The following is a 25,337-nucleotide window of genomic DNA, read 5'->3' on the forward strand; positions in this document are numbered from 1 at the left end:
GAGCCCAGCTTGCCCGTGTCCGTACTGCGTCTTCCCAGCCTGCCGGCCAGCGCCGGCAAGCAACACTGGGGCAACCTCCCCGGTGCCGCGCTGAGCCTGGCTGTCGCCGAGGCCGCCAGTTCCGCCAAGCGCTTCACCTTGCTGCTGACCGCCGACAGCCAGAATGCCGAACGCCTGGAACAGGAACTGCGGTTCTTCGCCCCCGACCTGCCGGTATTGCATTTCCCCGATTGGGAAACCCTGCCCTACGACGTCTTTTCGCCGCACCAGGACATCATTTCCCAGCGCATCGCCGCCCTCTACCAGTTGCCGCAGCTCAAGCACGGCGTGCTGGTGGTGCCGATCTCCACCGCCCTGCACCGCCTGGCGCCGACCCGCTTCCTGCTCGGCAGCAGCCTGGTCCTCGACGTCGGCCAGAAACTCGATGTCGAGCGGATGCGCCTGCGCCTGGAAGGCGCCGGCTACCGCTGCGTCGACACGGTCTACGAGCACGGCGAATTCGCCGTCCGCGGCGCGCTGATCGACCTGTTCCCGATGGGCAGCGAGTTGCCCTTCCGTATCGACCTGTTCGACGACGAGATCGAGACCCTGCGCACCTTCGACCCGGAGACCCAGCGCTCCATCGACAAGGTCGAGTCGATCCGCCTGCTGCCGGCACGCGAATTCCCCCTGAACAAGGAAGCGGTCACCGGTTTCCGCGGCCGCTTCCGCGAGCGCTTCGACGTTGACTACCGGCGCTGCCCGATCTACCAGGACCTCGCCAGCGGTTTGACACCCTCGGGAATCGAGTACTACCTGCCGCTGTTCTTCGAGGAAACCGCGACCCTCTTCGACTACCTGCCGCAAGACACCCAGGTATTCTCCCTGCCCGGCATCGAACAGGCCGCCGAGCAGTTCTGGAATGACGTACGCAGCCGCTACGAGGACCGCCGGGTCGATCCGGAACGGCCATTGCTGCCGCCGGCGGAAGTGTTCCTTCCGGTGGAAGACTGCTTCGCCCGGCTGAAGAACTGGCCACGGGTGGTCGCCAGCCAGGAGGACGTCGAGCCGGGCGTCGGGCGCGAGCGCTTCCCGGCCCTGCCGCTGCCGAACCTGGCGATCGAAGCCAAGGCCGCCGAGCCGCTGGCCGCGCTGCGCCGGTTCATCGAGGAGTTCCCCGGCCGCGTACTGTTCTGCGCCGAATCGCCCGGACGCCGGGAAGTCCTGCTGGAGCTGCTGGCCCGACTGAAGCTGCGCCCCGAGGAAGTCGACGGCTGGCCGGCCTTCCTCGCCAGCCAGGCACGCCTGGCGATCAGCATCGCGCCGCTGGACGAGGGCCTGCTGCTGGACCATCCGGCACTCGCCCTGGTCGCCGAAAGCCCGCTGTTCGGCCAGCGCGTCATGCAGCGCCGGCGCCGGGAAAAGACCCGCGACGGCGGCGACGCGGTGATCAAGAACCTCACCGAGCTGCGCGAAGGCGCGCCGGTGGTGCACATCGACCATGGCGTCGGCCGCTACCTGGGCCTGATCACCCTCGAGGTGGACAACCAGCAGGCGGAATTCCTCATGCTGCAATACGCCGAGGACGCCAAGCTCTACGTGCCGGTCGCCAACCTGCACCTGATCGCCCGCTACACCGGCGCCGACGACGCCCTGGCGCCGCTGCACCGGCTCGGCTCGGAAACCTGGCAGAAGGCCAAGCGCAAGGCCGCCGAACAAGTTCGCGACGTCGCCGCCGAACTGCTCGACATCTACGCCCGCCGCGCCGCCCGCGAAGGCTTCGCGTTCAAGGATCCGCAGGCCGACTACGCGACCTTCTCGGCCGGCTTCCCGTTCGAGGAGACGCCGGACCAGCAAAGCGCCATCGAGGCGGTGGTCGCCGACATGCTCGCGCCCAGGCCCATGGACCGCCTGGTCTGCGGCGACGTCGGCTTCGGCAAGACCGAAGTGGCGATGCGCGCGGCGTTCGTCGCCGTGCATAGCGGCAAGCAGGTGGCGGTGCTGGTGCCCACCACCCTGCTCGCCCAGCAGCACTACAACAGCTTCCGCGACCGCTTCGCCGACTGGCCGGTGAGCGTCGAGGTGATGAGCCGCTTCAAGAGCGCCAAGGAAGTCGAGAACGCCGCGCGGCTACTGGCCGAAGGCAAGATCGACATCCTCATCGGGACCCACAAGCTGCTCCAGGAAGACGTGAAGTTCGCCAACCTGGGGTTGGTCGTGATCGACGAGGAACACCGCTTCGGGGTGCGCCAGAAGGAGCAGCTCAAGGCCCTGCGCAGCGAAGTGGATATCCTCACCCTCACCGCCACGCCGATCCCGCGGACCCTGAACATGGCCGTCTCCGGCATGCGCGACCTGTCCATCATCGCCACGCCGCCGGCGCGCCGCCTGTCGGTGCGCACCTTCGTCATGGAGCAGCAGAACGCGGTGATCAAGGAAGCGCTGCTCCGCGAACTGCTGCGCGGCGGCCAGGTGTACTACCTGCACAACGAAGTGAAGACCATCGAGAAGTGCGCCCGCGACCTCGCCGAACTGGTCCCGGAGGCGCGCATCGGCATCGGCCACGGACAGATGCACGAGCGCGAGCTGGAACAGGTGATGAGCGACTTCTACCACAAGCGCTTCAACGTGCTGGTGGCCTCGACCATCATCGAGACCGGCATCGACGTGCCCAGCGCCAACACCATCCTCATCGAGCGCGCCGACAAGTTCGGCCTGGCCCAGTTGCACCAGTTGCGCGGCCGCGTCGGTCGCAGCCACCACCAGGCCTACGCCTACCTGCTGACACCGCCGCGCCGACAGATGACCCCGGACGCCGAGAAACGCCTGGAAGCCATCGCCAACGCCCAGGACCTGGGCGCCGGCTTCGTCCTCGCCACCCACGACCTGGAGATCCGCGGCGCCGGCGAGTTGCTCGGCGACGGCCAGAGCGGGCAGATCCAGGCGGTCGGCTTCACCCTCTACATGGAAATGCTCGAACGGGCGGTGAAGGCCATCCGCAAGGGCGAGCAGCCGAACCTCGAGCAGCCGCTGGGCGGTGGGCCGGAGGTCAACCTGCGGGTGCCTGCGCTGATCCCCGAGGATTACCTGCCCGACGTGCATGCCCGGCTGATCCTCTACAAGCGCATCGCCAACGCCCCTGACGAGGAAGGTTTGCGCGAGTTGCAGGTGGAGATGATCGACCGCTTCGGGCTCCTGCCCGATCCGGCGAAGAACCTGATGCGCCTGACCCTTCTGAAGCTGCAGGCGGAAAAACTTGGAATCCTCAAGGTCGATGCCGGACCGCAGGGCGGTCGTATAGAATTCGCCGCCGATACCCAGGTCGACCCGCTGGTACTGATCAAGCTGATCCAGGGCCAGCCGAACCGCTACAAGTTCGAAGGCGCAACCCTGTTCCGCTTCCAGGTGCCCATGGAACGACCGGAAGAACGCTTCAATACCCTGGAGGCGCTGTTCGAGCGCCTGACACCGCAAACCACCTAAGGATTAGCCTATGCGCTTGTTCCGTTGCCTTGCCCTGCTGCTCTCACTGGCCGCCCCCGCGGCATTCGCCGGCGGTCCCTACCAGGTGGAACTGGTGGTGTTCCGCCAGGCCGGCGATGCCGTGCCGTCCAGCCAGCCGGCGCCGGACGACTGGGCCACCGGCGCACAGCCGCTGGCCAGCGACGCCCTGCGCGCCACCGCGCTCGACAACCAGCTCGCCAAGCTCAGCCAGGACAACGGCTACACCGTGCTGCTGCACAAGGCCTGGCGCCAGGACATCGGCGAGACCCCGGTGAAGATCGCCCTCAGCGAAGGCCAGGAACAGGATCATCATTTCCCGGTGGAAGGTACGCTGACCCTCAGCCAGGTGCGCTTCGTCGACATGGAGGCCGATTTCTGGGTCAATCGCTTCGGCGACGACGGTTTCCTCGCCGGCAGCCAGCACATCAGGCAGGGCACGCGGCTGAAGAATGGCGAACTGACCTATCTCGACCATCCGAGCCTGGGCATCCTGATCAAGGTGGTGCCGGTCGGCGCCCGTCCCGCCGCCCCCAATCCCATGGAAATGGAAGAACAGCAGGCACCGGCGGACGCGCCTCCCGTCGAAGGCGGTTTCGACGCCGCACCTCCTGCGCAATAGCGAAAAAGGCCGCAATAGCGGCCTTTTTTTTCGTTGCGATGGCCGCCTAGCCGGCCAGGACCCGCGCCAACACCTCGCGCACCTTGCCGATGCCATCGTGCAATGCCTGTTCGATTTCGGCCATGGTGATGATCCCCGCCGACTTCCCCGCCGCGGGATTGACCACCAGCGCCAGGCAGGCGTAGGGCAGGTCCAGCTCGCGGGCCAGTGCCGCCTCGGGCATGCCGGTCATGCCGACGATATCGTTGCCGTCCCGCTCCAACCGGGCGATTTCCGCCACCGTTTCCAGGCGCGGCCCTTGGGTGCAGGCGTAGACCCCATGACTGCTGTGCGCCAGCCCCAACGCACGCAACGCCTCGATCAGGCGCTGGCGCAACGGCTCGTCATAGGGGTGGCTGAAGTCGATATGGGTGACATGCTCGATATCGCCGGCGAAATAGGTGTGCTCGCGTCCCGAGGTGTAGTCGATCAACTGGTGCGGCACGCACAGGTGCCCCGTTCCCATCGCCGCATGAATGCCACCCACCGCGTTCACCGCGATCACCGCCTCGGCACCCGCCTGCTTCAGCGCCCAGAGATTGGCGCGGTAGTTCACCTGGTGCGGCGGGAAGCGGTGCGGATGACCGTGACGCGCCAGGAACAGCACCTCGCGCCCGGCGTAGCGGCCACGCTGGAGCGGCGCGGACGGCGCGCCATACGGCGTTTCGATCGGCAGGGACTCGCTCAGCGTCAGCCCTTCCAGCTGGGTCAGGCCGGTTCCTCCGATAATCGCGTAGACACTCATCGACAGCTCCCTCAATCAATCAGTTGCGCGGCGCGCAACGCGGACAGTGCTTCCAGCCAGCGCGGCTGCTGGCGATAGTCGGTATTCGCGTAGCCCTTGCCGCGCATGCGTTGCAGACGCGACGGCGGGGTCACCTTCAGGCGTTGCAGGGCTGCCAGGGCCAGCTCGGCGGAAGCCCGATCGTTGCACACCAGGCCCATGTCGCAGCCCGCGGCCAGAGCGGCCTCGATGCGGCTGGCGGCGTCGCCGACCACATGGGCGCCGGCCATCGACAGGTCGTCGCTGAAGATCACCCCGTCGAACTTCAGCTCGCCGCGCAGGATCTCCTGCAACCAGCGCCGGGAAAAGCCGGCGGGCTGCGGGTCGACCTGCGGATAGATGACATGGGCCGGCATCAGCGCGTCGAGCTGTCCGGCCAGGCGGGCGAACGGAACCAGGTCGCTGCGCCGGATTTCCTCGAGGCTGCGCGCGTCTTCGGGAATCGCCACATGGGAGTCGGCCTCGGCCCAGCCGTGACCGGGAAAATGCTTGCCGGTGGCGGCCATCCCGGCGGCATGCATGCCGCGAATGAAAGCACCGGCAAGCAGCGCGGCACGCTCCGGGTCGCCCTCGAAGGCGCGGCTACCGACCACGGCGCTGCGCTGGTGATCGAGATCCAGCACCGGCGCGAAACTCAGGTCGAGGCCGACCGCCTGCACCTCGGTCGCCATCAGCCAGCCACAGTGCTCAGCCAGCTCTTCGGCATTGGGGTTGTCGGCGATCGCGCGCATCGCCGGCAGGCGCACGAAGCCCTGGCGCAGGCGCTGCACGCGCCCTCCTTCCTGGTCGACGGCCAGCAACAGGTCGGGACGGATGGCGCGAATGGCCGCACACAGTTCGCGAACCTGGGCAGGATGCTCGATGTTGCGAGCGAAGATGATCAGCCCGCCCACCTCGGGGTGGCGCAGGATTTGGCGGTCCTCGGCGGTCAGCCAGGTGCCGCCGATGTCGAGCATCAGAGAGCCTTGCATGAAGAGTCCTATGGCCTGGAAATCAGCGAAGCCCGCCGTCACGGGCCTCAGACAGCGCACACTGTACTGCACCCGGCAGAAAGACTTAAGTCCCGGGGCGGTACCGCGCGCCTGCCAATGGAGCCGGCCCGGCGCATGGAGTTCCGCCCGGAGCACAGAGAAAGGGGAAAGTAAAACGGCGCCCTGGGGCGCCGTCTGCAATCAGGCCTTGGCGGGCGTCTTGTTCCGCGGGCGCAGTTGCGCCCCGGCCAGCAGCGGATCGTCGATGCCGCTCTCGGCGCGCATGCCGGCAGCGAAGAACGGCACCATCAGGTGCATCACCTGCTCGGTGGAAGTGTTCACGCCGAAATCGGTTTCCGCCATCGCCCGCAGGGCCTTGATCCCCGACATGCTGAAGGCGGCCGCGCCGAGCATGAAGTGCACGCGCCAGAACAGCTCGATGGGCGGCAGCTTCGGCGCCGCCTCGTTGACCAGCAGCATGTAGCGCCGGAAGACCTTGCCGTAGACCTCCTCCAGGTACTTGCGCAGGTGCCCCTGGCTCTGGCTGAAGGCCAGGCCGAGCAAGCGCATGAAGATCGACAGGTCGTTGCCGCTGCGCGGCTTCACCGCCATCGCCTGGGACACCAGCAGGTGCAGGAGGTCCTCCAGGGTGGCGTGCTGGGCCTCGGGCTTGGCCTGGCGACGATCCAGCTCCTTTTCCAGGCTGGCGCAGAATGGCCCGAGGAAGCGCGAGAACACCGCCTGGATCAGCGCCTTCTTCGAACCGAAGTGATAATTCACCGCCGCCAGGTTGACCCCGGCCTTGCTGGTGATCAGACGCAACGAGGTTTCGGCGAAGCCTTTTTCCGCGAACAGCTGTTCCGCCGCATCGAGAATGCGTTCGACGGTTTCCGACTGGGCCATGGTTTCTCCGCCTGACAAACACTTGTTTGAAACATACGTTTCAGCCACATCCCTTGTCAAGCGGCAGATGACGCACCAGTCAGGAAAATTACAGAGAAGTCCCGAAAAACGGAAGCAAGACACTGGCCAACTTCATCGTGACGCAGGACGAAATGTCATGCGGAAAATCATTGCCACGCCTCGCTCACTGTATATAATCCCAGTCACTGGATAAAAACACAGAGCGACGACATGCAGAAGCTGACGCCCCGCCAAGCCGAGATCCTCTCCTTCATCAAGCGCTGCCTGGAAGACCACGGCTTTCCGCCGACCCGGGCGGAAATCGCCCAGGAACTCGGCTTCAAGTCGCCGAACGCCGCCGAGGAGCACCTCAAGGCGCTGGCACGCAAGGGCGCCATCGAAATGACTCCGGGCGCCTCTCGCGGCATCCGCATTCCCGGCTTCGAACCGCATGCCGCCAACGACGATGAGGGCCTGCCGGTGATCGGACGGGTCGCCGCCGGCGCACCGATCCTCGCCGAACAGAACATCGAGGAATCCTGCCGGATCAATCCCGCCTTCTTCAATCCTCGCGCCGACTACCTGTTGCGCGTGCGCGGCATGAGCATGAAGGACATCGGCATTCTCGACGGCGACCTGCTGGCCGTCCACGTCACCCGCGAAGCGCGCAACGGCCAGGTGGTGGTCGCGCGGATCGGCGAGGAGGTCACGGTGAAACGCTTCAAGCGCGAAGGCAGCAAGGTCTGGCTGCTGGCGGAAAACCCTGAGTTCGCTCCGATCGAAGTCGATCTGAAGGAGCAGGAACTGATCATCGAAGGCTTGAGCGTCGGCGTGATCCGACGCTGACAGGAGATACCATGCAGACCTCCCACTCGCTGCCCAGCGCCCAGTTGCCACTGTTCCAGGAAGCGTTCTGGGCCAGCAACGGCGCTCCCTTGCTCGACGATGTCATCGACAGCCCTTCCAGCGCCTCCATCGAGGAACCCGCTGCCTTTAGCGAACTTTCGCTCAGCGGCCTGCCGGGGCACTGCCTGACCCTGCTCGCGCCGATTCTCCGCGAGCTCAGCGAGGAACAGGATGCCCGCTGGCTGACCCTGATCGCTCCGCCGGCGAGCCTGACCCATGAATGGCTGCGCCGCGCCGGCCTGAACCGCGAGCGCATCCTGCTACTGCAGGCGAAGGACAACGCCGCTGCCCTGGCGCTCAGTTGCGAGGCCTTGCGCCTGGGCCGCAGCCACACCGTGGTCAGTTGGCTGGAACCGCTGAGCCGGGCGGCGCGCAAGCAACTGTCCCGCGCCGCCCAACTGGGCCAAGCACAGAGCCTGAATATTCGTCTGGGTTGAAAAAACGGCGGGGGACAGCGTTCAGTGCAGGACGCGGGGGCCTTCGTCGTGTTCCATCTCGCCCTCGGCAAGACGACCGGCCATTTGCACGCCGACATTGAACATGGCCTTGGCCACTTCGACATGCTGGCCTTGCAGGAAATTCTTCGCGTCCCCGGAGAACTCCAGGGTCACCAACGCCTCCTCGTCATCGGCGCGACGCAGCACGATGCGCCCGTCGGGCATTTCTACGATTTCAAGGAAGGATGTTGGCATGACAGACGCTCTCTACGAAGACGCGACATTGTAACAGCCCATCCAGTGCATCCCTAGCCCGCATCCGCCTTCCGGTTCCGCTCTCGCGCCTGTAACGGCGGTTCCAGAGCGCCCGGACGGCATCCGCTAAATTTTTTTGCTGGCAAATCAACCGAGTGGAACGGTAGGAAAATTTCCTACCGCTGATCGGCGAATGACGACGGCGTTACAGCTCCGTCAAGCTCTCGCGAAAACGCAGGACCAATTGCTTCAGCGACTGCCGCCATTCCTCGAGGGTTTCGCGAGAAAGCAAGGGGGCGTCTTCGTCGATACTCACGGCAACGATCAACGGTGTGCTGGGGTCGATCTTCGCTGCCTTGGTCGGTCGCGGCGGCAGGAACAGCTCGGAGTAGGCGCCCAGCAACTGGCCCAGCCAGGTTTCCGGCTGCGACGCCAACTCCACCAGCTCAGCCAGCTCGGGGCTGGGCGCGGCCGCCAGCACTTCGGCATTCAGCAATGCATCCACGCGAGGAGCGGCAGCCTGCGGCAGACGGTAGTAACCGGCGATCTCATGGCATACACCGAGCACTGCGCCATAAAGGTGGAACAGCGCCGATTCGCGCTCCCCCTGGATGATCGCCTGGGCATTCATCGCGCGCTCGGCATCGGCTCGCTTCCAGGCCTCCAGAGCCAACCCGGCGAAATACAGCTTCTGGTTGGTGCGGGTATAAAGCTCTTGGGCCATGCCGGTACTCCCGGTTAAAACTGGAAGGAATGCGGAGCGCAGGCCAGGTCAGCGCCCGGCCTTCGCGCAGTATAAGCGCGCCCCATGCAAGCGGGCGCGCCATCCATCAGCGCTTGTCTTCGACCTTCCACTTGCCGCCATCGTAGAAGGCGCGCCAGCCGGTGGGCTTGCCATCGACCTCGGACTGCACGTATTGCTCCTTGGTCTTGCGGCTGAAACGGATCACCGCGGGACGGCCGTCCGGGTCTTTCTGCGGGGCGTCGCAGAGGTAATGGTACTTGGGATCCAGCTCGGCCTTGTGCGGGATGATCTCGCTCACCAACGGCGCGCGGGTCTCGCGGTTCTTCGGGAACTGGCTGGCGGCCAGGAACATGCCCGAAGCGCCGTCGCGCAGCACGTAGATATCGTCCACCTTCTCGCACTTCAATTCAGGCATGCGGATGGCGTCCATCTTCGGCGGCGCCGCCTCGCCATTCTTCAGCAGCTTGCGGGTGTTCTTGCAGGTCGGATTGGTGCAACCGAAGAACTTGCCGAAACGGCCGGTCTTCAACTGCATCTCGCTGCCACACTTGTCGCATTCCAGGCTCGGCCCTTCGTAGCCCTTGATCCGGTACTGGCCTTCCTCGATCTCGTAGCCCGGACAGTCGGGGTTGTTGCCGCAGATATGCAGCTTGTGTTTCTCGTCCAGCAGGTAGGCGTCCATCGCGGTACTGCAGATCGGGCAGCGATGCTTGCCACGCAACACCCGCGACTCGGACTCGCCCTCGTCGTCCGCGGCGATCTCGTCGCCGGGAATCAGGTTGACGGTCGCCTTGCAACGTTCCTTCGGCGGCAGGCTGTAGCCCGAGCAGCCGAGGAACACGCCGGTGGAGGCGGTACGAATCATCATCGGCCGGCCGCACTCGCGGCAGGGAATGTTAGTCAGGGTCGGCTGGTTGGCGCGCATCCCCTTCTCGCTGACTTCGGCCACCTCGAGCTTCTTCTTGAAATCGCCGTAGAACTCGTCGAGCAGGTGCTTCCAGTCGCGCTCGCCCTGGGCCACGTCGTCGAGATGCTCCTCCATCCCGGCGGTGAAACCGTAGTCCATCAGGTTGGCGAAGCTCTCGTTGAGCCGATCGGTGACGATGTCGCCCATCTTCTCCGCATAGAAGCGGCGGTTGTGGGTGGTTACGTAGCCGCGCTCCTGGATGGTGGAGATGATCGCCGCGTAGGTCGAGGGGCGGCCGATACCGCGCTTCTCCAGTTCCTTGACCAGGCTCGCTTCGGAGTAGCGCGCCGGCGGCTTGGTGAAGTGCTGGCTCGGATCGAGCTTGATCAGCTTGAGGTTCTCGCCTTCCTTCATTTCCGGCAGGACGTCGTCCTCGCCCGGCTTGCTCTGCTGCGGCAGTACCCGGGTATAACCGTCGAACTTGAGGATGCGGCCCTTGGCGCGCAGTTCGAAATCGCCGGCGGTGACGCTCACGCTGGTCGAGAGGTATTCGGCCGGGGTCATCTGGCACGCCACGAATTGGCGCCAGATCAGGTCGTACAGGCGCTCGGCGTCGCGCTCCATGCCGGACAGCTGGGTCGGCTTGAGGTTGACGTCGGAAGGACGGATCGCCTCGTGCGCTTCCTGGGCGCCCTCCTTGCTCGAGTAGACGTTGGCCTTGCCCGGCAGGTACTTCTGGCCGAACTCGTCCTCGATGAAACCGCGGACCATGCCAATGGCATCGGCCGACAGGTTGGTCGAGTCGGTACGCATGTAGGTGATGTAGCCGGCCTCGTAGAGACGCTGGGCCATCATCATGGTCTTCTTCACCCCGAAGCCCAGGCGGTTGCTCGCCGCCTGCTGCAGGGTGGAAGTGATGAACGGCGCCGAGGGTCGGCTGGAGGTCGGCCGGTCCTCGCGCTTGGCGACGCTATAGGCCGATGCCTTGAGCTTTTCCAGGGCCGCCATGGCCTGGGCTTCGTTGAGCGGCTTGAAGGCCTCGCCCTTCTCACGGGTAACCTCGAAGCGCACGTTGGCGCCCTTGGCGGTACCGAGGTCGGCATGCACCTCCCAGTACTCTTCCGGGACGAAGGCGCGGATCTCGCGTTCGCGCTCCACCACCAGCTTCACCGCCACCGACTGCACGCGGCCGGCGGACAACCCGCGGGCAATCTTCTGCCAGAGCAGCGGCGAGACCATGTAGCCGACCACGCGGTCGAGGAAACGCCGCGCCTGCTGGGCGTTCACCCGGTTGATATCGAGCTCGCCGGGCTGGGAGAAGGCCTCCTGAATGGCCTTCTTGGTGATTTCGTTGAATACCACGCGCTTGTAGCGGCTTTCGTCACCGCCGATGGCTTCCCGCAGGTGCCAGGCGATGGCCTCCCCTTCGCGGTCCAAGTCGGTCGCGAGATAGACGGTGTCGGCGTCCTTGGCCAGGCGGCGCAGCTCGTCGATGACCTTTTCCTTGCCGGGCAGGATCTCGTACTTGGCCTTCCAGCCATGCTCGGGGTCGACCCCCATGCGCGAGACCAGTTGGCGCCTGGCCTTCTCCTTCGGTGACAGCGCCGGCGCCTCGGAGGCGCTCTTGCGGCCCTTGGCCGCCGGCTCCTTGGAACTCGACGAACCACTGGTGGGCAGGTCACGGATGTGGCCGATGCTCGACTTCACCACGTACTGGCTACCCAGGTACTTGTTGATGGTCTTGGCCTTGGCCGGGGATTCCACGATGACCAGCGATTTACCCATGGATCGGAAGGTTCCTGCGTCGAAAAGATGAATATAAAGAAGGGAGCGACTAGCGCGGCACCGCTATATATAGTGGCGAACGAGCCAAGGTCAAGCGCGGTCTTCCCCGCCGGGAGCTTTCTGCAAGCCCAGGGGATCGGCCTCGGGACTCACCAGGACGAAGCGCGGCACCCACTCGCCATCGACCTCCACGGCCTCGGTGAACATCTCCAGCGGACGCACCCAGAGACCGAATTCGCCGTACAGCGCCTGGTAGATCACCAGCGCCTCTTCCGTCTCCGAATGCCGCGCGACACCCAGGACCCGGTAGTTCTGTCCCTTGTAATGACGATAGAGCCCAGCCTGCAGGTCCATGTTCCTTACCTTGTCTCGAAAATCGGAAAACAACGGCACAATGCCGACATACAACAGCCCGGTATAGGCACGGATCGCACAATAGGCAAACCCGCGCTCCCGGGGCGTCATTCGCTCGATGCAGCCGGAAACGACTGACACTGAAAAACGAAAGCCGGGGCACGAGGCCCCGGCTTTCCCCTTCTACGAACGCTTAGACGCGCTCGAAGACGGTGGTGATACCCTGTCCCAGGCCCACGCACATGGTGGACACGCCAAGGGTACCGCCGTTCTGCTTCATCACGTTCAACAGGGTGCCGGAAATGCGCGCACCGGAGCAACCGAACGGGTGACCCAGGGCGATGGCGCCGCCGTGGAGGTTGACCTTCTCGTCCATCTTGTCGAGCAGTTTGAGGTCCTTCAGCACAGGCAGGGCCTGGGCGGCGAAGGCTTCGTTGAGTTCGACGAAATCGATGTCGGCGATGGTCAGGCCGGCACGCTTGAGCGCCTTGTTGGTCGACGGCACCGGGCCGTAGCCCATGATCGCCGGGTCGACACCCGCCACGGCCATGGAGCGGATCACCGCCATCGGCTGGATGCCCAGGTCCTGGGCGCGCTGGGCCGACATCACGATCATGCAGGAGGCACCGTCGGTGATCTGCGAGGAGGTCCCCGCGGTCACGGTGCCGCCTTTCGGATTGAACGCCGGCTTCAACTCGGCCAGGGTCTCGACAGTGGTTTCCGGACGAATGGTCTCGTCGAAGTCGAAGACTTTCAGGAAACCATTCTCGTCATACCCTTCCATCGGGATGATCTCGTCCTTGAACTTACCTTCCTGGGTGGCCTTCCAGGCCAGTTGGTGCGAACGCGCGCCGAACTTGTCCTGCGCCTCACGGCTGATACCGTGCATCTTGCCGAGCATTTCCGCGGTCAGGCCCATCATGCCCGAGGCCTTGGCGGCGTACAGGGACAGGTGCGGGTTCGGGTCGACGCCATGCATCATGCCGACGTGGCCCATGTGCTCCACGCCGCCGATGACGAATACATCGCCATTGCCGGTCTGGATCGCCTGGGCGGCGGTGTGCAGCGCGCTCATCGACGAACCGCACAGGCGGCTGACGGTCTGCGCGGCGCTGGTGTGCGGGATCTGGGTCATCAGCGACGCCATGCGCGCGATGTTCCAGCCCTGTTCCAGGGTCTGGTTGACGCAGCCCCAGATCACGTCTTCCACTTCGGCCGGGTCGACCTTCGGGTTACGCTCCAGCAGCTTGCTGATCAGGTGCGCCGACATGGTCTCGGCGCGGGTGTTGCGGTGCATGCCACCCTTGGAACGACCCATCGGGGTGCGGCCGAAGTCGACAATGACGACGTCTCTCGGATTCAGGCTCATAAATTCACTCTCGCTCTAGTCGTTCCGCGATTAACCGAAGAATTTCTGACCGTTCTTGGCCATTTCACGCAGCTTCGCGGTCGGGTGGTACAGCGCGCCCAGCTCGGCGTACTTGTCGGCCAGGGCCACGAACTCGGCGACACCGATCGAATCGATGTAGCGCAGAGCACCACCACGGAAGGGCGGGAAGCCGATGCCGTAGATCAGGCCCATATCGGCCTCGGCAGCGGTCTCGACGATGCCGTCTTCCAGGCAACGCACGGTTTCCAGGCACAGCGGGATCATCATGAAGTTGACGATGTCCTCGTCGGTCACTTCGCGCTGCTCGACCACGATCGGCTTGAGCACTTCGTAGGCCTGCGGATCGGTGACCTTCTTCGGCTTGCCGCGCTTGTCGGTCTCGTAGGCGTAGAAGCCCTTGCCGTTCTTCTGGCCCAGGCGGTTGGCCTCGTACATCACGTCGACGGCGGTCTTGCCCTCGACCGCCATGCGGTCCGGGAAGCCCTCGGCCATGACGTCGCGGCCATGGTGGCCGGTGTCGATGCCGACCACGTCGGACAGGTAGGCCGGGCCCATGGGCCAGCCGAACTTCTCCATCACCTTGTCGATGCGCACGAAGTCGACGCCGAAGCTCAGCAGCTTGGCGAAGCCGCCGAAGTACGGGAACAGCACGCGGTTGACCAGGAAGCCGGGGCAATCGTTGACCACGATCGGGCTCTTGCCCATCTTCTTGGCGTAGGCGACGGTGGTGGCGATGGCGGTTTCACCGGTCTTCTCGCCACGGATCACTTCCACCAGCGGCATCATGTGCACCGGGTTGAAGAAATGCATGCCGCAGAAGTTTTCCGGACGCTTCAGCGCCTGGGCCAGCAGGCTGATGGAGATGGTCGAGGTGTTGGAGGCGATGATCGCGTCTTCCTTCACCGCGCCTTCCACTTCGGCGAGCACGGCTTGCTTGACCTTGGGGTTCTCGACGACGGCTTCGACGATGATGTCGACGTTGCCGAAGTCGCCATAGGACATGGTCGGACGGATGCCATTGAGCGCCTCGGCCATCTTCGCCGGGGTCAGGCGACCCTTCTCGACGCGCTTGCCGAGCAGCTTGGCGGCCTCGTTCAGGCCCATCTGGATACCCTCTTCGCGGATATCCTTCATCAGGATCGGGGTGCCCTTGAGCGCCGACTGATAGGCGATGCCGCCGCCCATGATGCCGGCGCCGAGCACGGCGGCCAGTTTCACGTCCTTGGCGACTTCGTCGTATTTCTTGGCTTTCTTCTTCAGTTCCTGGTCATTCAGGAACAGGCCGATCAGGCTCTGCGCGACCGAGGTCTTGGCCAGCTTGACGAAGCCGGCGGCTTCGACTTCCAGCGCCTTGTCGCGGCCGAAGTTGGCGGCCTTCTGGATGCTCTTGATGGCTTCCACCGGCGCCGGGTAGTTCGGACCGGCCTGGCCGGCGACGAAGCCCTTGGCGGTTTCGAAGGCCATCATCTGCTCGATTGCATTCAGCTTTAGCTTTTCCAGCTTCGGCTGGCGCCGTGCCTTGTGGTCCAGCTCGCCGGCGACGGCGCGCTTGGCCAGGTCGAGGGCAGCGGCCTGCAGTTGCTCGGGAGCGACCACGGCGTCGACGGCGCCGACCTTCAGGGCGTCCTCGGCCTTGTTTTCCTTGCCCGAGGCGATCCACTCGACGGCGTTATCGCAGCCGATCAGGCGCGGCAGGCGGACGGTGCCGCCGAAGCCCGGGTAGATGCCCAGCTTGACTTCCGGCAGGCCGACCTTGGCGGTCGCGCTCATCACGCGGAAGTCCGCGGCCAGGCACATCTCCAGGCCGCCGCCGAGGGCGATGCCGTTGATCGCGGCAACGGTGGGTACGTCCAGGTCTTCGAAGTCGCTGAAGATCTTGTTGGCTTCGAGGTTGCCCGCCATCAGTTCCTCGTCGGGCAGCTGGAAGTTGTCAACGAACTCGGTGATGTCGGCACCAACGATGAACACGTCCTTGCCGCTGGTCACGATCACGCCCTTGACCGATGCATCGGCCTTGATCGCATCGACTGCCGCACGCAACTCACTGAGGGTGAGACGGTTGAACTTGTTGACGGACTCGCCCTTGAGATCGAAATTCAACTCGACGATGCCGCCCTCAAGAGGCTTAACCGTGATGGCTTTACCTTGGTAAATCATCAACTGATCTCCACGCTATTATGGAAGCTTGAACTTACACATCGGACGCCGTGTCGGGACCCTTTCGGCAACCGCCGAGCATAGTCCCAAACCCTTCGGCACACCCGCCGACGCGATAACCGGGTCTCTATTGTCGAGGCCTGCGCGAGGCAAACGCTCGATTCATACGCCCGTTTGACTTGGGTGCGCACACATTCCGGCAAAAGCCGGGAATTGTCAATCAGCCATCCGGAAAACACCTGCCCTCCTCCAGGCCCTCTGCGCAGGGCCATTCAGCCAGCCTCTGTCGGACCATTCAGATGTTCGATGATCGGCGCCGTGGGCGCTTGTCCCGGTGCGGAAAGGCAGGCTAGAGTCGCCGCAGATCGCCATGCATGATCGGCCACGGGCCGTTACAAAAGAACAACAAGAAGGCCTCCAGGGCCACATGGAGATGGAACCCATGATCTGCCGTCCGTTCACTCTTTGTCTGGCCCTGCTCGGCCTACTGAGCCTCCCCGTCTTCGCGGCAGGGGCCGCCGATGACCTGCTCGCCCTGCACCAGATGCGGCTCGCCACGCAGAAATCCCTGAACGCCTTCTTCATGTACGTCGGCCAGGAAGGCGATCAACGCTACGCCAGCCTGATCGAAAGCTCGACGCAGACGGCGGAAGCCCGCCTGCAGCGACTCGACGGCGTGAACGGCAGCGAATCCCGGCGCCTGCTGGGCCAGCTTCGCGAGCAATGGCGGGACTATGCGCAAGACCTCGACAAGCTGACCGGCGCGGTGCGCGCCAAGGGCTACAGCGACCTGCAACCGGTCGCCGACCTGGCACGGCGCAACCAGCAACTGATGGACCTCGGCGGCCAGTTGTATCGCAGCCTGCAACGGGAAAACGCCGCCACGGTGCCGACGCTCACCGAGCAGAGCCGCGAACAGAGCCTGCTGATGCAGGACATTGCTCTGGACTATGCCTCGCGCAACGCGTCGGTGGGCGCCAGCTTCTTCGGCGGCGGCGAGGAGCGTCCACTGGATGACCTGGCCAGCCGCTTTTCGGTCAACCTGTTGAAGCTGCAGCAGGCGCCGCAGAACGACGAGGAGATCGCCAGGGCGCTGCGCAGCGTGGCGATCAAGTGGCACTACATCGAGAAGTCCCTGCGCAACTACAACCAGAACAGCGTGCCGTTCCTGGTCAACAAGAATGCAGACCGGATCATCGATGGCCTGGAGAAGGTCGCCGCGCTGTATGCCGCGCGCAACCAATGAACCTCGGCGCGCCGCCTCAGGCGCGCTGGCGGAGAAACTCGGCGATGCGCCCGAGGTCGGCGCTATCGCCGCGCTCGCCCCAATACAGGGCAAGGAACTGGGCGGTCGCCTCCACCTTGTAGACATCCCCGGGGAGGCTGCGCAGGGCGTCCAGCAACTCATCGTCCGCGCACGGCTCGCGCCACTGGTTCAGCCACTGGCCCGGGGTATTCTGCCAATAGCACCAGGCCTCCCGGCCGCGTCGGCGCGGGCAGTGGAACTGCGCGCAGGACGTCGGCGGAGCGCTCTCCAGCCAATGCGGCCAATCCTGGCGCGCGAGCTGCATGGCCAGGCCGAGACGGCGCGCCTCGAGGCGCAGGGCCATCTTGCCGCGCTGCCTGTTGGACGGCATCAGCCAGGCCAGGGGACTGAGCATGACAGCCAGCAGCAGGATCACCAGCCAAGTGGTCATAAGGAACGGACACTCGAAAAACGGTTAAGGCATTTGCCTCGATCCGCGCGCACAGGCAGGATCGGTCGCAGTCGCCAAGGGAGGCGCAGTTTACAGGCGAATGCGACCACGGCGGAGCAGCTTTTTGCCCAGCGCAACGGAACAGGTTCCACGCGCGGCGCGAAAGTCCATAATGAAAACACTATCCCCTTCTGGGAGGAGACGTTCATGCCCTATCAACACATTCTGGTCGCCGTCGACCTGACCGACGAATGCGACCCGGTGATGAAGCGTGCGGCGGCCCTGGCCACCAGCAACCAGGCCCGGCTCTCGGTGGTGCATGTGGTCGAGCCCATGGCCATGGCCTTCGGTGGGGACGTGCCGATGGACCTGTCGATGTTGCAGCAGCAGCAGTTCGACCAGGCCCGTGAACGCCTGGATGCCTTCGCCGTACGCTATCCGGACCTCGGCAGCGAGCAGCGCCACCTGGTCTACGGGCAACCGCGCCAGGAAATCCACCGCCTCGCCGCGGAACAGGCCTGCGACCTGATCGTGGTCGGCAGCCACGGTCGCCACGGCCTGGCGCTGCTGCTCGGTTCCACTGCCAACGACGTGCTGCACGGCGCGCCCTGCGACGTGCTCGCGGTGCACCTGAAGAAAGCCTGATCTCTCCCCGCTCGGCCGGGGCCTGCGCCTCAGCCGAGCGTTTCCTCGGCGCTCATCACCAGCGGGCGGATCTTCTGCAACTGGGTTTCCAGCGAATAGCTGATGCTCGACGACAGCGAGAAGAAGGTCAGGAACGCCTTCAGGTTGGAATCGCTGACACAGGTGTCGTGGATTCGCTGCCAGAACGCCTGGTTGACCAGTTGCAACTGCTGGAACAGCCGCACCAGCCCTTTCAGTTCCCAATCGGCATGCCGCCCCTCGCGGAAGTTGAAGTACTGGCGCATCAGGTACAGCGGCACCACCCGCAGCACGAACTCCTGGTTGCTGGCGAACGGCAGGTGCTGCATGGCCATCGGCCTCAGCGGCGCCAGCAGCGGACAGGCGCTGCTGGCCATGATCAAGCCGATCAGCGCGCGCAGTCCTTCCTCCAGGCCCGCCTGCTTGATGTACTCGCGCTCCGGCGTGCGCACGCAGATGCCGGCCTTGCGGAACGCCGGCAGGTTGCGGAAATCCTCGATCACCCCATGCAGGTCGACCGCCGCCGGACAATGGCTGTAGCGTTCGCGATCGAGCGGGCAGTTGCTGCAGCGATTGTGTTCCAGGCGCGTCCAGCGCGGCGCTGCGGCAGCCGCCTGCGGGTCGTAGTGCCGCTCCAGCTCGATGCGATAGTTGAGCTGATGCTGGTCGTCCAGCGTAATGCGGTACTCGATTGCCATGGACTGATCCTTTCTCGGGAGACGGCCGGCCCGTCAATGACGCCAGCCAGAGGGACCGACGGGGGACTGCACCCACCGCCGGCAAGGCCCGCAAGGATCATCGAGATGAGCCGCTATCACATTGATGCAGCTCACTTTTTCGAGATGGATCAGTCTTCCAGTTCGGCCCAGCGCTCGAGCAAGGCATCGAGTTCCTGCTGCAACGCGTCCAGCCGCGCCAGGGTTTCGCGCTGCTCGTCCTGCGGGCGCAGATAGAAATCCTGCTCCGCGATGGTTTCCTGGACACCCGCCAGCTCCGCCTCGACCGCGTCGATCTGCCCGGGCAAAGCCTCCAGCTCGCGCTGCAACTTGTAGCTGAGCTTTTTCTTCGCCGGCGCCTCGCTCGGCGCCGCGGCAGCCGGCGCGGGTTCGGCGGCGGGCGCCAGCGCGGTATTCAGCTCGGCCTTGCCGCTCTTCGACTCGCTCACGCCGAGCAGGCGCGGCGTGCCCCCTTGGCGCAGCCAGTCCTGGTAGCCACCGACGAATTCGCGAACCTTGCCCTCGCCCTCGAAGACCAGGGTGCTGGTCACCACGTTGTCGAGGAAGGCCCGATCGTGGCTGACCATCAGCACGGTGCCCTGGAAGCCGAGCAGGACTTCCTCCAGCAGTTCCAGGGTTTCCACGTCGAGGTCGTTGGTCGGTTCGTCGAGCACCAGCAGGTTGGCCGGCTTGCTGAACAGCTTGGCCAGCAACAGGCGCGCGCGCTCGCCGCCGGACAACGCCTTCACCGGGGTGCGGGCGCGCTGCGGACTGAACAGGAAGTCGCCGAGATAGCTGAGCACATGCCGGTTCTGGCCGTCGATGGTGATGAACTCGCGGCCTTCGGAGATATTGTCGATCACCGTCTGCTCGGGTTCGAGCTGATGGCGCAACTGGTCGAAGTAGGCCACTTCCAGCTTGGTGCCCACCTCGATCTTGCCCGAGGTCGGCTGCAGGTCGCCAAGCAGCAGCTTGAGCAAGGTGGTCTTGCCGGTACCGTTGGCGCCGAGCAGGCCGATACGGTCGCCGCGCTGCAGGACCATGGAGAAGTCGTGTACCAGCGGCTGGCCGCCGGGATGGGCGAAGCTGACGTGCTCCACCACGATCACCTGCTTGCCGGACTTGTCCGCGCTTTCCAGCTGGAAGCTGGCCTTGCCCTGGCGCTCGCGGCGCTCGGCGCGTTCGCGACGCATTTCCTTCAGTGCCCGAACCCGCCCTTCGTTGCGCGTGCGGCGGGCCTTGATGCCCTGGCGGATCCACACTTCTTCCTGGGCCAGGCGCTTGTCGAACAATGCGTTGGCAGCTTCTTCGGCGGCCAGTTGCTGTTCCTTGTGCACCAGGAAACTGGCGTAATCGCCGTTCCAGTCGATCAGGTGGCCACGATCCAGCTCGAGGATGCGGGTCGCCAGGGATTGCAGGAAGGCGCGGTCGTGGGTAATGAACAGCACCGCGCCGTTGAAGCCCAGCAGCGCTTCCTCGAGCCAGGCGATGGCGCCGATGTCCAGGTGGTTGGTCGGTTCGTCCAGCAGCAGCAGGTCCGGCTCGGCGACCAGCGCCTGGGCCAGCAGCACGCGCCGACGCCAGCCGCCGGAGAGTTCGGCGAGGGTCTTGTCGGCCGGCAACTGCAAGCGGCTGAGGGTGCTGTCCACCAGTTGCTGCAGGCGCCAGCCATCGCGCGCCTCGAGTTCCTGCTGGACCCGCGAGAGGCGCGCCAGGTCATCGTCGGTATGGATGTTCAGGCTCAGGTGGTGGTACTCGGCGAGCAGCTTGCCGACTTCCGCCAGACCCTCGGCCACCACGTCGAACACTGTCCGTTCGTCGGCACGCGGCAGTTCCTGGGGCAATTCGCCGATCTTCAGCGCCGGTGCGCGCCAGACTTCGCCGTCGTCGGCCTGCTGTTCGCCCTTGACCACCTTGAACAGGCTGGACTTGCCGGTACCGTTGCGTCCGATCACGCAGACCCGCTCGCCACGGCCGATCTGCCACGACACCTTGTCCAGCAAGGGAGTGGTGCCAAAGGCAAGGGATACATCGGTGAACTTGAGCAGGGTCATGGGCGCCTCCGGAAACAGGGCGCGCATTTTACGCTGGATAGGCATCGGAAGGCACGGCGCTTTCACCGCCATGCCGCAACGGCTAAGCTTAGGCGAGCCATCCGCCCGGCTTCGGGCGCGCCCCGCGACAGCGGTCGCGCGCCGGTCCCGCGAGCGGTCGAAACGCCCGTAGGCAGCCGTTGCGGACCTGCCGACGTTACCCGACATCACCTGCCCGGATAAGTCATGCGCGGTCGCCTGTTCACTCTCGTTTCCTGCCTTTTGCTCAGTATTTCCTCCGTCGACGCGGTCCACGCCGCTTCCCTGACCGAACAACGCCGTCTCTACGACCAGGCCAAGGCCGCCCTGGCCAAGGGCAACAGCGCGCCCTACATGGCCTCGCGCAGCGCCCTGCGCGATTACCCGCTGGAACCCTACCTGGCCTACGACGAGCTGACCCACCGGCTGAAGACCGCCAGCAACGAGGAGGTCGAGCGCTTCCTCACCGAACACGGCGACCTGCCGCAGATCGGCTGGCTGAAACTGCGCTGGCTGCGCCTGCTGGCCGATCGCGGCGACTGGAAGACCTTCGTCAACTACTACGATCCGAAGCTGAACTTCACCGAACTCGACTGCCTGTATGGCCAGTACCAGCTGGGCCACGGCCAGAAGGCCGAAGGTTACGCCACCAGCGAACGCCTGTGGCTGGTCGGCAAGTCGCAGCCGGCTGCCTGCGATACCCTGTTCGGCCTCTGGCAGGGCGAAGGCCAGCTCACCGAGGAAAAGGTCTGGAAACGCCTCAAGCTGGCCGCCGAAGCGCGCAACTACAGCCTCGCCTCGCACCTCGCGCAGCGCCTGCCGACCCTCGGCAACCAGGGCGCGCTGATGGTCAGCGTGGCGCAGAACCCCGCCCAGCTGAGCCAGACCGGCCGCTTCAGCCAGCGCGACCATGCCACCGCCGACGTGGTCGGTCTCGGCCTGCGCCGCCTGGCGCGGCAGGACCCGGAAAAGGCCCTGAGCCTGCTCGACTACTACAGCTCGGCGCTACCCTTCTCCAGCGACGAGAAGGTCGCCATCGCCCGCGAGATCGGTCTCAGCCTGGCCAAGCGCTTCGATCCGCGTGCACTGCCGCTGATGACCCAGTACGATCCCGGCCTGCGCGACAATACCGTCACCGAATGGCGCACCCGCCTGCTGCTGCGCCTGGGCCGCTGGGACGAAGCCTACGCGCTGACCCGCAAGCTGCCCCAGGATCTCGCCGCCACCAGCCGCTGGCGCTATTGGCAGGCACGCAGCCTGCAACTGGCACAGCCGAACAGCAAGGAGCCGATCGCGCTGTACCAGAAGCTCGCCGGCGAGCGCGACTTCTACGGTTTCCTCGCCGCCGACCGCCTGAGCGTGCCGTACAAGCTCGGCAACCGCCCTGCGCACATCGACCCGCGCGTCCTGCAACGCGTACGCAACGCCGCCAGCACGCGCCGGGCCATGGAGTTCTTCAACCGTGGCGAAGTGATCAACGCCCGCCGCGAGTGGTACCACGCCGCGCGCCTGTTCGATCGCGACGAGCTGATCGCCCAGGCCAGGCTGGCCTACGACATGCAGTGGTATTTCCCGGCGATCCGCTCGATCAGCCAGGCGCAGTACTGGGACGACCTGGACATCCGCTTCCCGATGGCGCACCGCGCCACCCTGGTGCGCGAAGCGAAGAACCGCGGCCTGCACTCCAGCTGGATCTTCGCCATCACCCGGCAGGAAAGCGCGTTCATGTCCGATGCCCGTTCCGGAGTCGGCGCCACCGGGCTGATGCAGCTGATGCCCGGCACCGCCAAGGAGACCTCGCGCAAGTTCGGCATCCCGCTGGCCTCGACCCAGCAACTGATCGTGCCCGACGTCAACATCCGCCTCGGCGCCGCCTACCTGAGCCAGGTGCATGGCCAGTTCAACGGCAACCGGGTACTCGCCTCGGCCGCCTACAACGCCGGTCCGGGCCGCGTCCGCCAGTGGCTGAAAGATACCCGCCACCTGGCCTTCGACGTGTGGATCGAGACCATTCCGTTCGACGAGACTCGCCAGTACGTGCAGAACGTGCTGTCCTATGCGGTGATCTACGGGCAGAAGCTCAATGCACCGCAGCCCATCGTCGACTGGCACGAACGCTACTTCGACGATCTCTGACCCCCAACCCGGCCCGGACGCCCGGGCCTTTCCAGTACCTTGAAAAGGACCTCAAGATGAACAAGCCCCTCGCTACCGCCCTGCTCGCCGCCTCCAGCCTGCTGCTCGCCGACGGCGCCCTGGCCGCCGACGCCTGCGGTACGCCGCGCAACGCCTTCGACAGCGTGTATTGCCGCAGCGGCGAGTTTTCCCAGGCCGACCGCGAGCTGAACCAGCAGTTCGGCACCCTGCGCAAGCACCTGAACGACGGCCAGAAAGCCCTGCTGAAGAAGAGCCAGATCGCCTGGATCAAGGAGCGCGACGCGGCCTGCAGCGAAAGCAAGGACAACGGTTATTTCGTCAATCTCGACTGCGCCACCGAGAAGACCCGCCAGCGCCTCGACTTCCTCCGCGAACGCGAGCGCGAGTGCCTGAGCACCGGTTGCGTCGACGCCAAGCTCTGATCGCCGGCAATGGCCGCCCGCCGCAACGGCGGGCGACCGTTCCTCAGTCGAGGATTTCCACCGGCATCCCCACCTCCAGGCTGCCCTGTCCCAGCGCAATCAGGTTCTGCCCGAACAGCACCGCGCCATCCTTTTCCCGGTAGGTCTTCAGGGTCGTCAGCGGCTCGCGGTCCTCGTTGCGCTCGCCGGTCGCCGGGTCCAGGGTGGTGAGGATGCAGCGGGAACAGGGCTTGGCCACGACGAACTCGACCGAGCCGATGCGGATGCGTTTCCAGCCGTCCTCGGCGAACGCGGCACTGCCTTCCACCACCAGGTTGGGACGGAAGCGCAGCATCTCCAACGGCCGGCCGACCCGCTGGCTGAGGTCGTCGAGCGAAGCCTGGCCGATCAGCAGCAGCGGGAAACCGTCGGCGAAATGCACCTTCTGCCCCGGTTCGGCGTAGCCGGTATCGACCTGCCGCGCGCGCGCCTCGGGAATGTGCACCAGGCGCGTCGGGCGGCCGAGGAAGCGCGTCAGCCAGTCCGCTGCGGCGTCGCCGGCATCCGGCGCCTGCAAGGTATCGCGCCAGACTGTGACGCCACGCAGGTTGGCGTCGGCTGCCGGTACTTCGAGGCTCAGCTCGGACATCCCCGGCGCATTCAGCCGCAGGACCTCCGGCGCCGCCCAGCGCGCCTGGATACGCCCCAGCTGCGGCAGCAGGCGCTGGGTGAAGAAACGTCCGGTTTCGGTGTCCACCGCCATCCAGCGTCGGTCGCCGACCACGCCCAGCGCATCGAGCGCGACGCGCTCCAGGGACTCGGCGGCGGAAGACTTGATCGGATAGCGGTACAGCGCGGAGAGACGGAACATGGAACCAGCATCCTTGGTGGAAAGATGCTGTTATACGGTGTCGCGGGAAAGGCCGACAAGACACAGACGCCACTCCAGGCAGCGGATCAGTCGGCCCCGCCCTCAGTCCTCGCGCGGCGGCTCGCGCAACAACGGCGAACCGGCCGGCAAGTGCACGCGCAGCGCGCCCGGGGAAACCGAGAAACGCAGCTTGCGTCCTTCCAGCGGCTCGCCGTCGAGATTGACGTCGAGACCTTCCGCCGCCTCCACTTCCAGCCATGGCACCCGCGCGCGGACGAACAGGCTTTCCACTCCGTTGCCACCGCCGAGCAGGGTGCCCAGGGTACCGACCATGTCCTGCGGCGTCGGCAGGATGCTCACGTCCAGCAGGCCGTCGTCCACTCGCGCTTGCGGACACAGTACGTGCCCGCCGCCGGCCTGGCGCCCGTTACCGATGCCCAGGGCGAGGAACTCGCCTTCCCACTGGAAGTCCGGGGCGCTGAAACGGCCCTGGGCGGCATGCACTTCGGAAAAACGGGTCAACCCGGTCAACAGGTAGGCGGCACCGCCGAGAACCTTCTTCAGGTCCTCCGAGGTATTCGCCGTGACCTTCGAACCGAAGCCGCCAGTGGCCATGTTGAGGAACAGCTTGCCGTTCACCTCGCCCAGGTCGATCGGCCGCGCCGTCTGGTCGAGCAGCGCCAGCGCCGCGGCCGGCTCCAGGGGAATCCCGGCGGCGCGGGCGAAATCGTTGGCGGTGCCCAGCGGCAGGATCGCCAGGCTCGCCTCGCCTCGCCCACGCGCCAGCGCTTCGGCCACCTCGCGCAGCGTGCCGTCGCCACCTCCGGCAACCAGCGTCGCATAGCCGGCCGCCAGCGCCTCCTCGACGATGCGCCGGGCGTCGCCGTCCTCCCAGGTTACTCGCACCGCCAGCTCCCGTCCGGCCTCGCGCTGCGCCGCGACCGCGGCACGAACCTCTTCGTTGCCCGCCTGCTTGCCATGCAGGACCAGCAGAACCTTGTCCTTGTCCATCGAACCGAACCCCT

At 65.4% G+C, this 25,337-nt stretch carries 22 protein-coding genes; 8 read left to right on the forward strand and 14 right to left on the reverse strand.

Going from position 1 to position 25,337, the window contains the following annotated elements:
• The first annotated feature begins 15 nt into the window (after positions 1-15).
• Together mfd and M6E97_RS08225 are read left to right on the forward strand one after the other, a co-directional pair.
• On the forward strand, positions 16-3,462 hold the full coding sequence (gene mfd / locus M6E97_RS08220) for a transcription-repair coupling factor (RefSeq protein WP_003091189.1): 3,447 nt from the start codon (positions 16-18) through the stop codon (positions 3,460-3,462).
• Positions 3,463-3,472: 10 nt separating this feature from the next.
• A complete protein-coding gene (locus tag M6E97_RS08225; RefSeq protein WP_003091190.1) occupies positions 3,473-4,102 on the forward strand; it encodes a CsiV family protein in 630 nt (209 codons plus the stop codon).
• A gap of 46 nt (positions 4,103-4,148) precedes the next feature.
• Here the strand turns inward: M6E97_RS08225 and M6E97_RS08230 are convergent, their stop codons facing one another.
• The 3 genes from M6E97_RS08230 to psrA form a co-directional block, all read right to left on the reverse strand.
• The gene (locus M6E97_RS08230) at positions 4,149-4,886 is read right to left on the reverse strand and encodes an S-methyl-5'-thioinosine phosphorylase (protein ID WP_003091193.1); all 738 of its coding nucleotides are present in this window, start codon (positions 4,884-4,886) and stop codon (positions 4,149-4,151) included.
• 11 nt (positions 4,887-4,897) lie between these two features.
• On the reverse strand, positions 4,898-5,896 hold the full coding sequence (gene nagZ / locus M6E97_RS08235) for a beta-N-acetylhexosaminidase (protein ID WP_003118092.1): 999 nt from the start codon (positions 5,894-5,896) through the stop codon (positions 4,898-4,900).
• Between the two features lie 201 nt (positions 5,897-6,097).
• The gene (gene psrA, locus M6E97_RS08240; RefSeq protein WP_003091195.1) at positions 6,098-6,799 is read right to left on the reverse strand and encodes a transcriptional regulator PsrA; all 702 of its coding nucleotides are present in this window, start codon (positions 6,797-6,799) and stop codon (positions 6,098-6,100) included.
• A gap of 231 nt (positions 6,800-7,030) precedes the next feature.
• On the opposite strand from psrA, the gene lexA reads away from it, so the two are divergent.
• Both lexA and sulA read left to right on the forward strand, forming a co-directional pair.
• Positions 7,031-7,645 carry a transcriptional repressor LexA gene (gene lexA / locus M6E97_RS08245; protein WP_003091196.1) on the forward strand — a complete coding sequence of 205 codons (615 nt, stop codon included), beginning with the start codon at positions 7,031-7,033 and terminating at the stop codon, positions 7,643-7,645.
• 11 nt (positions 7,646-7,656) lie between these two features.
• A complete protein-coding gene (gene sulA / locus M6E97_RS08250) occupies positions 7,657-8,142 on the forward strand; it encodes an SOS-induced cell division inhibitor SulA (RefSeq protein WP_003091197.1) in 486 nt (161 codons plus the stop codon).
• A 21-nt stretch (positions 8,143-8,163) separates the two neighbouring features.
• Here sulA and M6E97_RS08255 read toward each other — a convergent pair whose 3' ends face one another.
• The 6 genes from M6E97_RS08255 to fadB form a co-directional block, all read right to left on the reverse strand.
• Complete coding sequence (locus tag M6E97_RS08255; protein WP_003109483.1) at positions 8,164-8,397, reverse strand: hypothetical protein; 234 nt, start codon at positions 8,395-8,397, stop codon at positions 8,164-8,166.
• A gap of 205 nt (positions 8,398-8,602) precedes the next feature.
• A complete protein-coding gene (locus M6E97_RS08260) occupies positions 8,603-9,121 on the reverse strand; it encodes a DUF6586 family protein (protein WP_003091199.1) in 519 nt (172 codons plus the stop codon).
• Positions 9,122-9,227: 106 nt separating this feature from the next.
• Positions 9,228-11,834, reverse strand: coding sequence for a type I DNA topoisomerase (topA, locus tag M6E97_RS08265; RefSeq protein WP_003091201.1), 2,607 nt, complete (start codon positions 11,832-11,834; stop codon positions 9,228-9,230).
• Between the two features lie 90 nt (positions 11,835-11,924).
• A complete protein-coding gene (locus M6E97_RS08270; RefSeq protein ID WP_003109484.1) occupies positions 11,925-12,188 on the reverse strand; it encodes a DUF1653 domain-containing protein in 264 nt (87 codons plus the stop codon).
• A gap of 193 nt (positions 12,189-12,381) precedes the next feature.
• Complete coding sequence (gene fadA, locus M6E97_RS08275; protein WP_003091203.1) at positions 12,382-13,557, reverse strand: acetyl-CoA C-acyltransferase FadA; 1,176 nt, start codon at positions 13,555-13,557, stop codon at positions 12,382-12,384.
• Between the two features lie 30 nt (positions 13,558-13,587).
• Positions 13,588-15,735 (reverse strand): fatty acid oxidation complex subunit alpha FadB, encoded by a 2,148-nt coding sequence (gene fadB, locus M6E97_RS08280; protein ID WP_003118095.1) that lies wholly within the window; start codon positions 15,733-15,735, stop codon positions 13,588-13,590.
• Between the two features lie 427 nt (positions 15,736-16,162).
• On the opposite strand from fadB, the gene M6E97_RS08285 reads away from it, so the two are divergent.
• Positions 16,163-16,981, forward strand: a complete 819-nt coding sequence (locus tag M6E97_RS08285) for a F0F1-type ATP synthase subunit beta (RefSeq protein WP_033938031.1) — start codon at positions 16,163-16,165, stop codon at positions 16,979-16,981.
• Positions 16,982-16,997: 16 nt separating this feature from the next.
• Here M6E97_RS08285 and M6E97_RS08290 read toward each other — a convergent pair whose 3' ends face one another.
• Positions 16,998-17,432 carry a hypothetical protein gene (locus tag M6E97_RS08290; protein ID WP_003109487.1) on the reverse strand — a complete coding sequence of 145 codons (435 nt, stop codon included), beginning with the start codon at positions 17,430-17,432 and terminating at the stop codon, positions 16,998-17,000.
• A gap of 207 nt (positions 17,433-17,639) precedes the next feature.
• Between M6E97_RS08290 and M6E97_RS08295 the strand changes: the two genes are divergently transcribed.
• Positions 17,640-18,077, forward strand: coding sequence for a universal stress protein (locus M6E97_RS08295; RefSeq protein WP_003091210.1), 438 nt, complete (start codon positions 17,640-17,642; stop codon positions 18,075-18,077).
• A 29-nt stretch (positions 18,078-18,106) separates the two neighbouring features.
• On the opposite strand, the gene M6E97_RS08300 is transcribed toward M6E97_RS08295, so the two are convergent.
• Together M6E97_RS08300 and M6E97_RS08305 are read right to left on the reverse strand one after the other, a co-directional pair.
• Positions 18,107-18,793, reverse strand: a complete 687-nt coding sequence (locus M6E97_RS08300; RefSeq protein WP_003091213.1) for a DUF6901 family protein — start codon at positions 18,791-18,793, stop codon at positions 18,107-18,109.
• 149 nt (positions 18,794-18,942) lie between these two features.
• A complete protein-coding gene (locus tag M6E97_RS08305; RefSeq protein ID WP_033938033.1) occupies positions 18,943-20,865 on the reverse strand; it encodes an ATP-binding cassette domain-containing protein in 1,923 nt (640 codons plus the stop codon).
• 225 nt (positions 20,866-21,090) lie between these two features.
• Here M6E97_RS08305 and slt point away from each other — a divergent pair, with 225 nt between their 5' ends.
• Entirely contained in the window at positions 21,091-23,019 is a 1,929-nt protein-coding gene (gene slt, locus M6E97_RS08310; protein ID WP_015649145.1) for a lytic transglycosylase Slt, read from the forward strand.
• 56 nt (positions 23,020-23,075) lie between these two features.
• Positions 23,076-23,462, forward strand: a complete 387-nt coding sequence (locus tag M6E97_RS08315; RefSeq protein ID WP_003091225.1) for a lysozyme inhibitor LprI family protein — start codon at positions 23,076-23,078, stop codon at positions 23,460-23,462.
• Positions 23,463-23,505: 43 nt separating this feature from the next.
• Here M6E97_RS08315 and M6E97_RS08320 read toward each other — a convergent pair whose 3' ends face one another.
• Both M6E97_RS08320 and yegS read right to left on the reverse strand, forming a co-directional pair.
• Positions 23,506-24,312, reverse strand: a complete 807-nt coding sequence (locus M6E97_RS08320; protein WP_003113973.1) for an MOSC domain-containing protein — start codon at positions 24,310-24,312, stop codon at positions 23,506-23,508.
• A gap of 102 nt (positions 24,313-24,414) precedes the next feature.
• Complete coding sequence (gene yegS, locus M6E97_RS08325; protein ID WP_003091230.1) at positions 24,415-25,323, reverse strand: lipid kinase YegS; 909 nt, start codon at positions 25,321-25,323, stop codon at positions 24,415-24,417.
• Positions 25,324-25,337 lie beyond the last annotated feature (14 nt).

This window comes from Pseudomonas sp. B111, from assembly GCF_026428275.1.
GTDB classification, from domain to species: domain Bacteria; phylum Pseudomonadota; class Gammaproteobacteria; order Pseudomonadales; family Pseudomonadaceae; genus Pseudomonas; species Pseudomonas aeruginosa.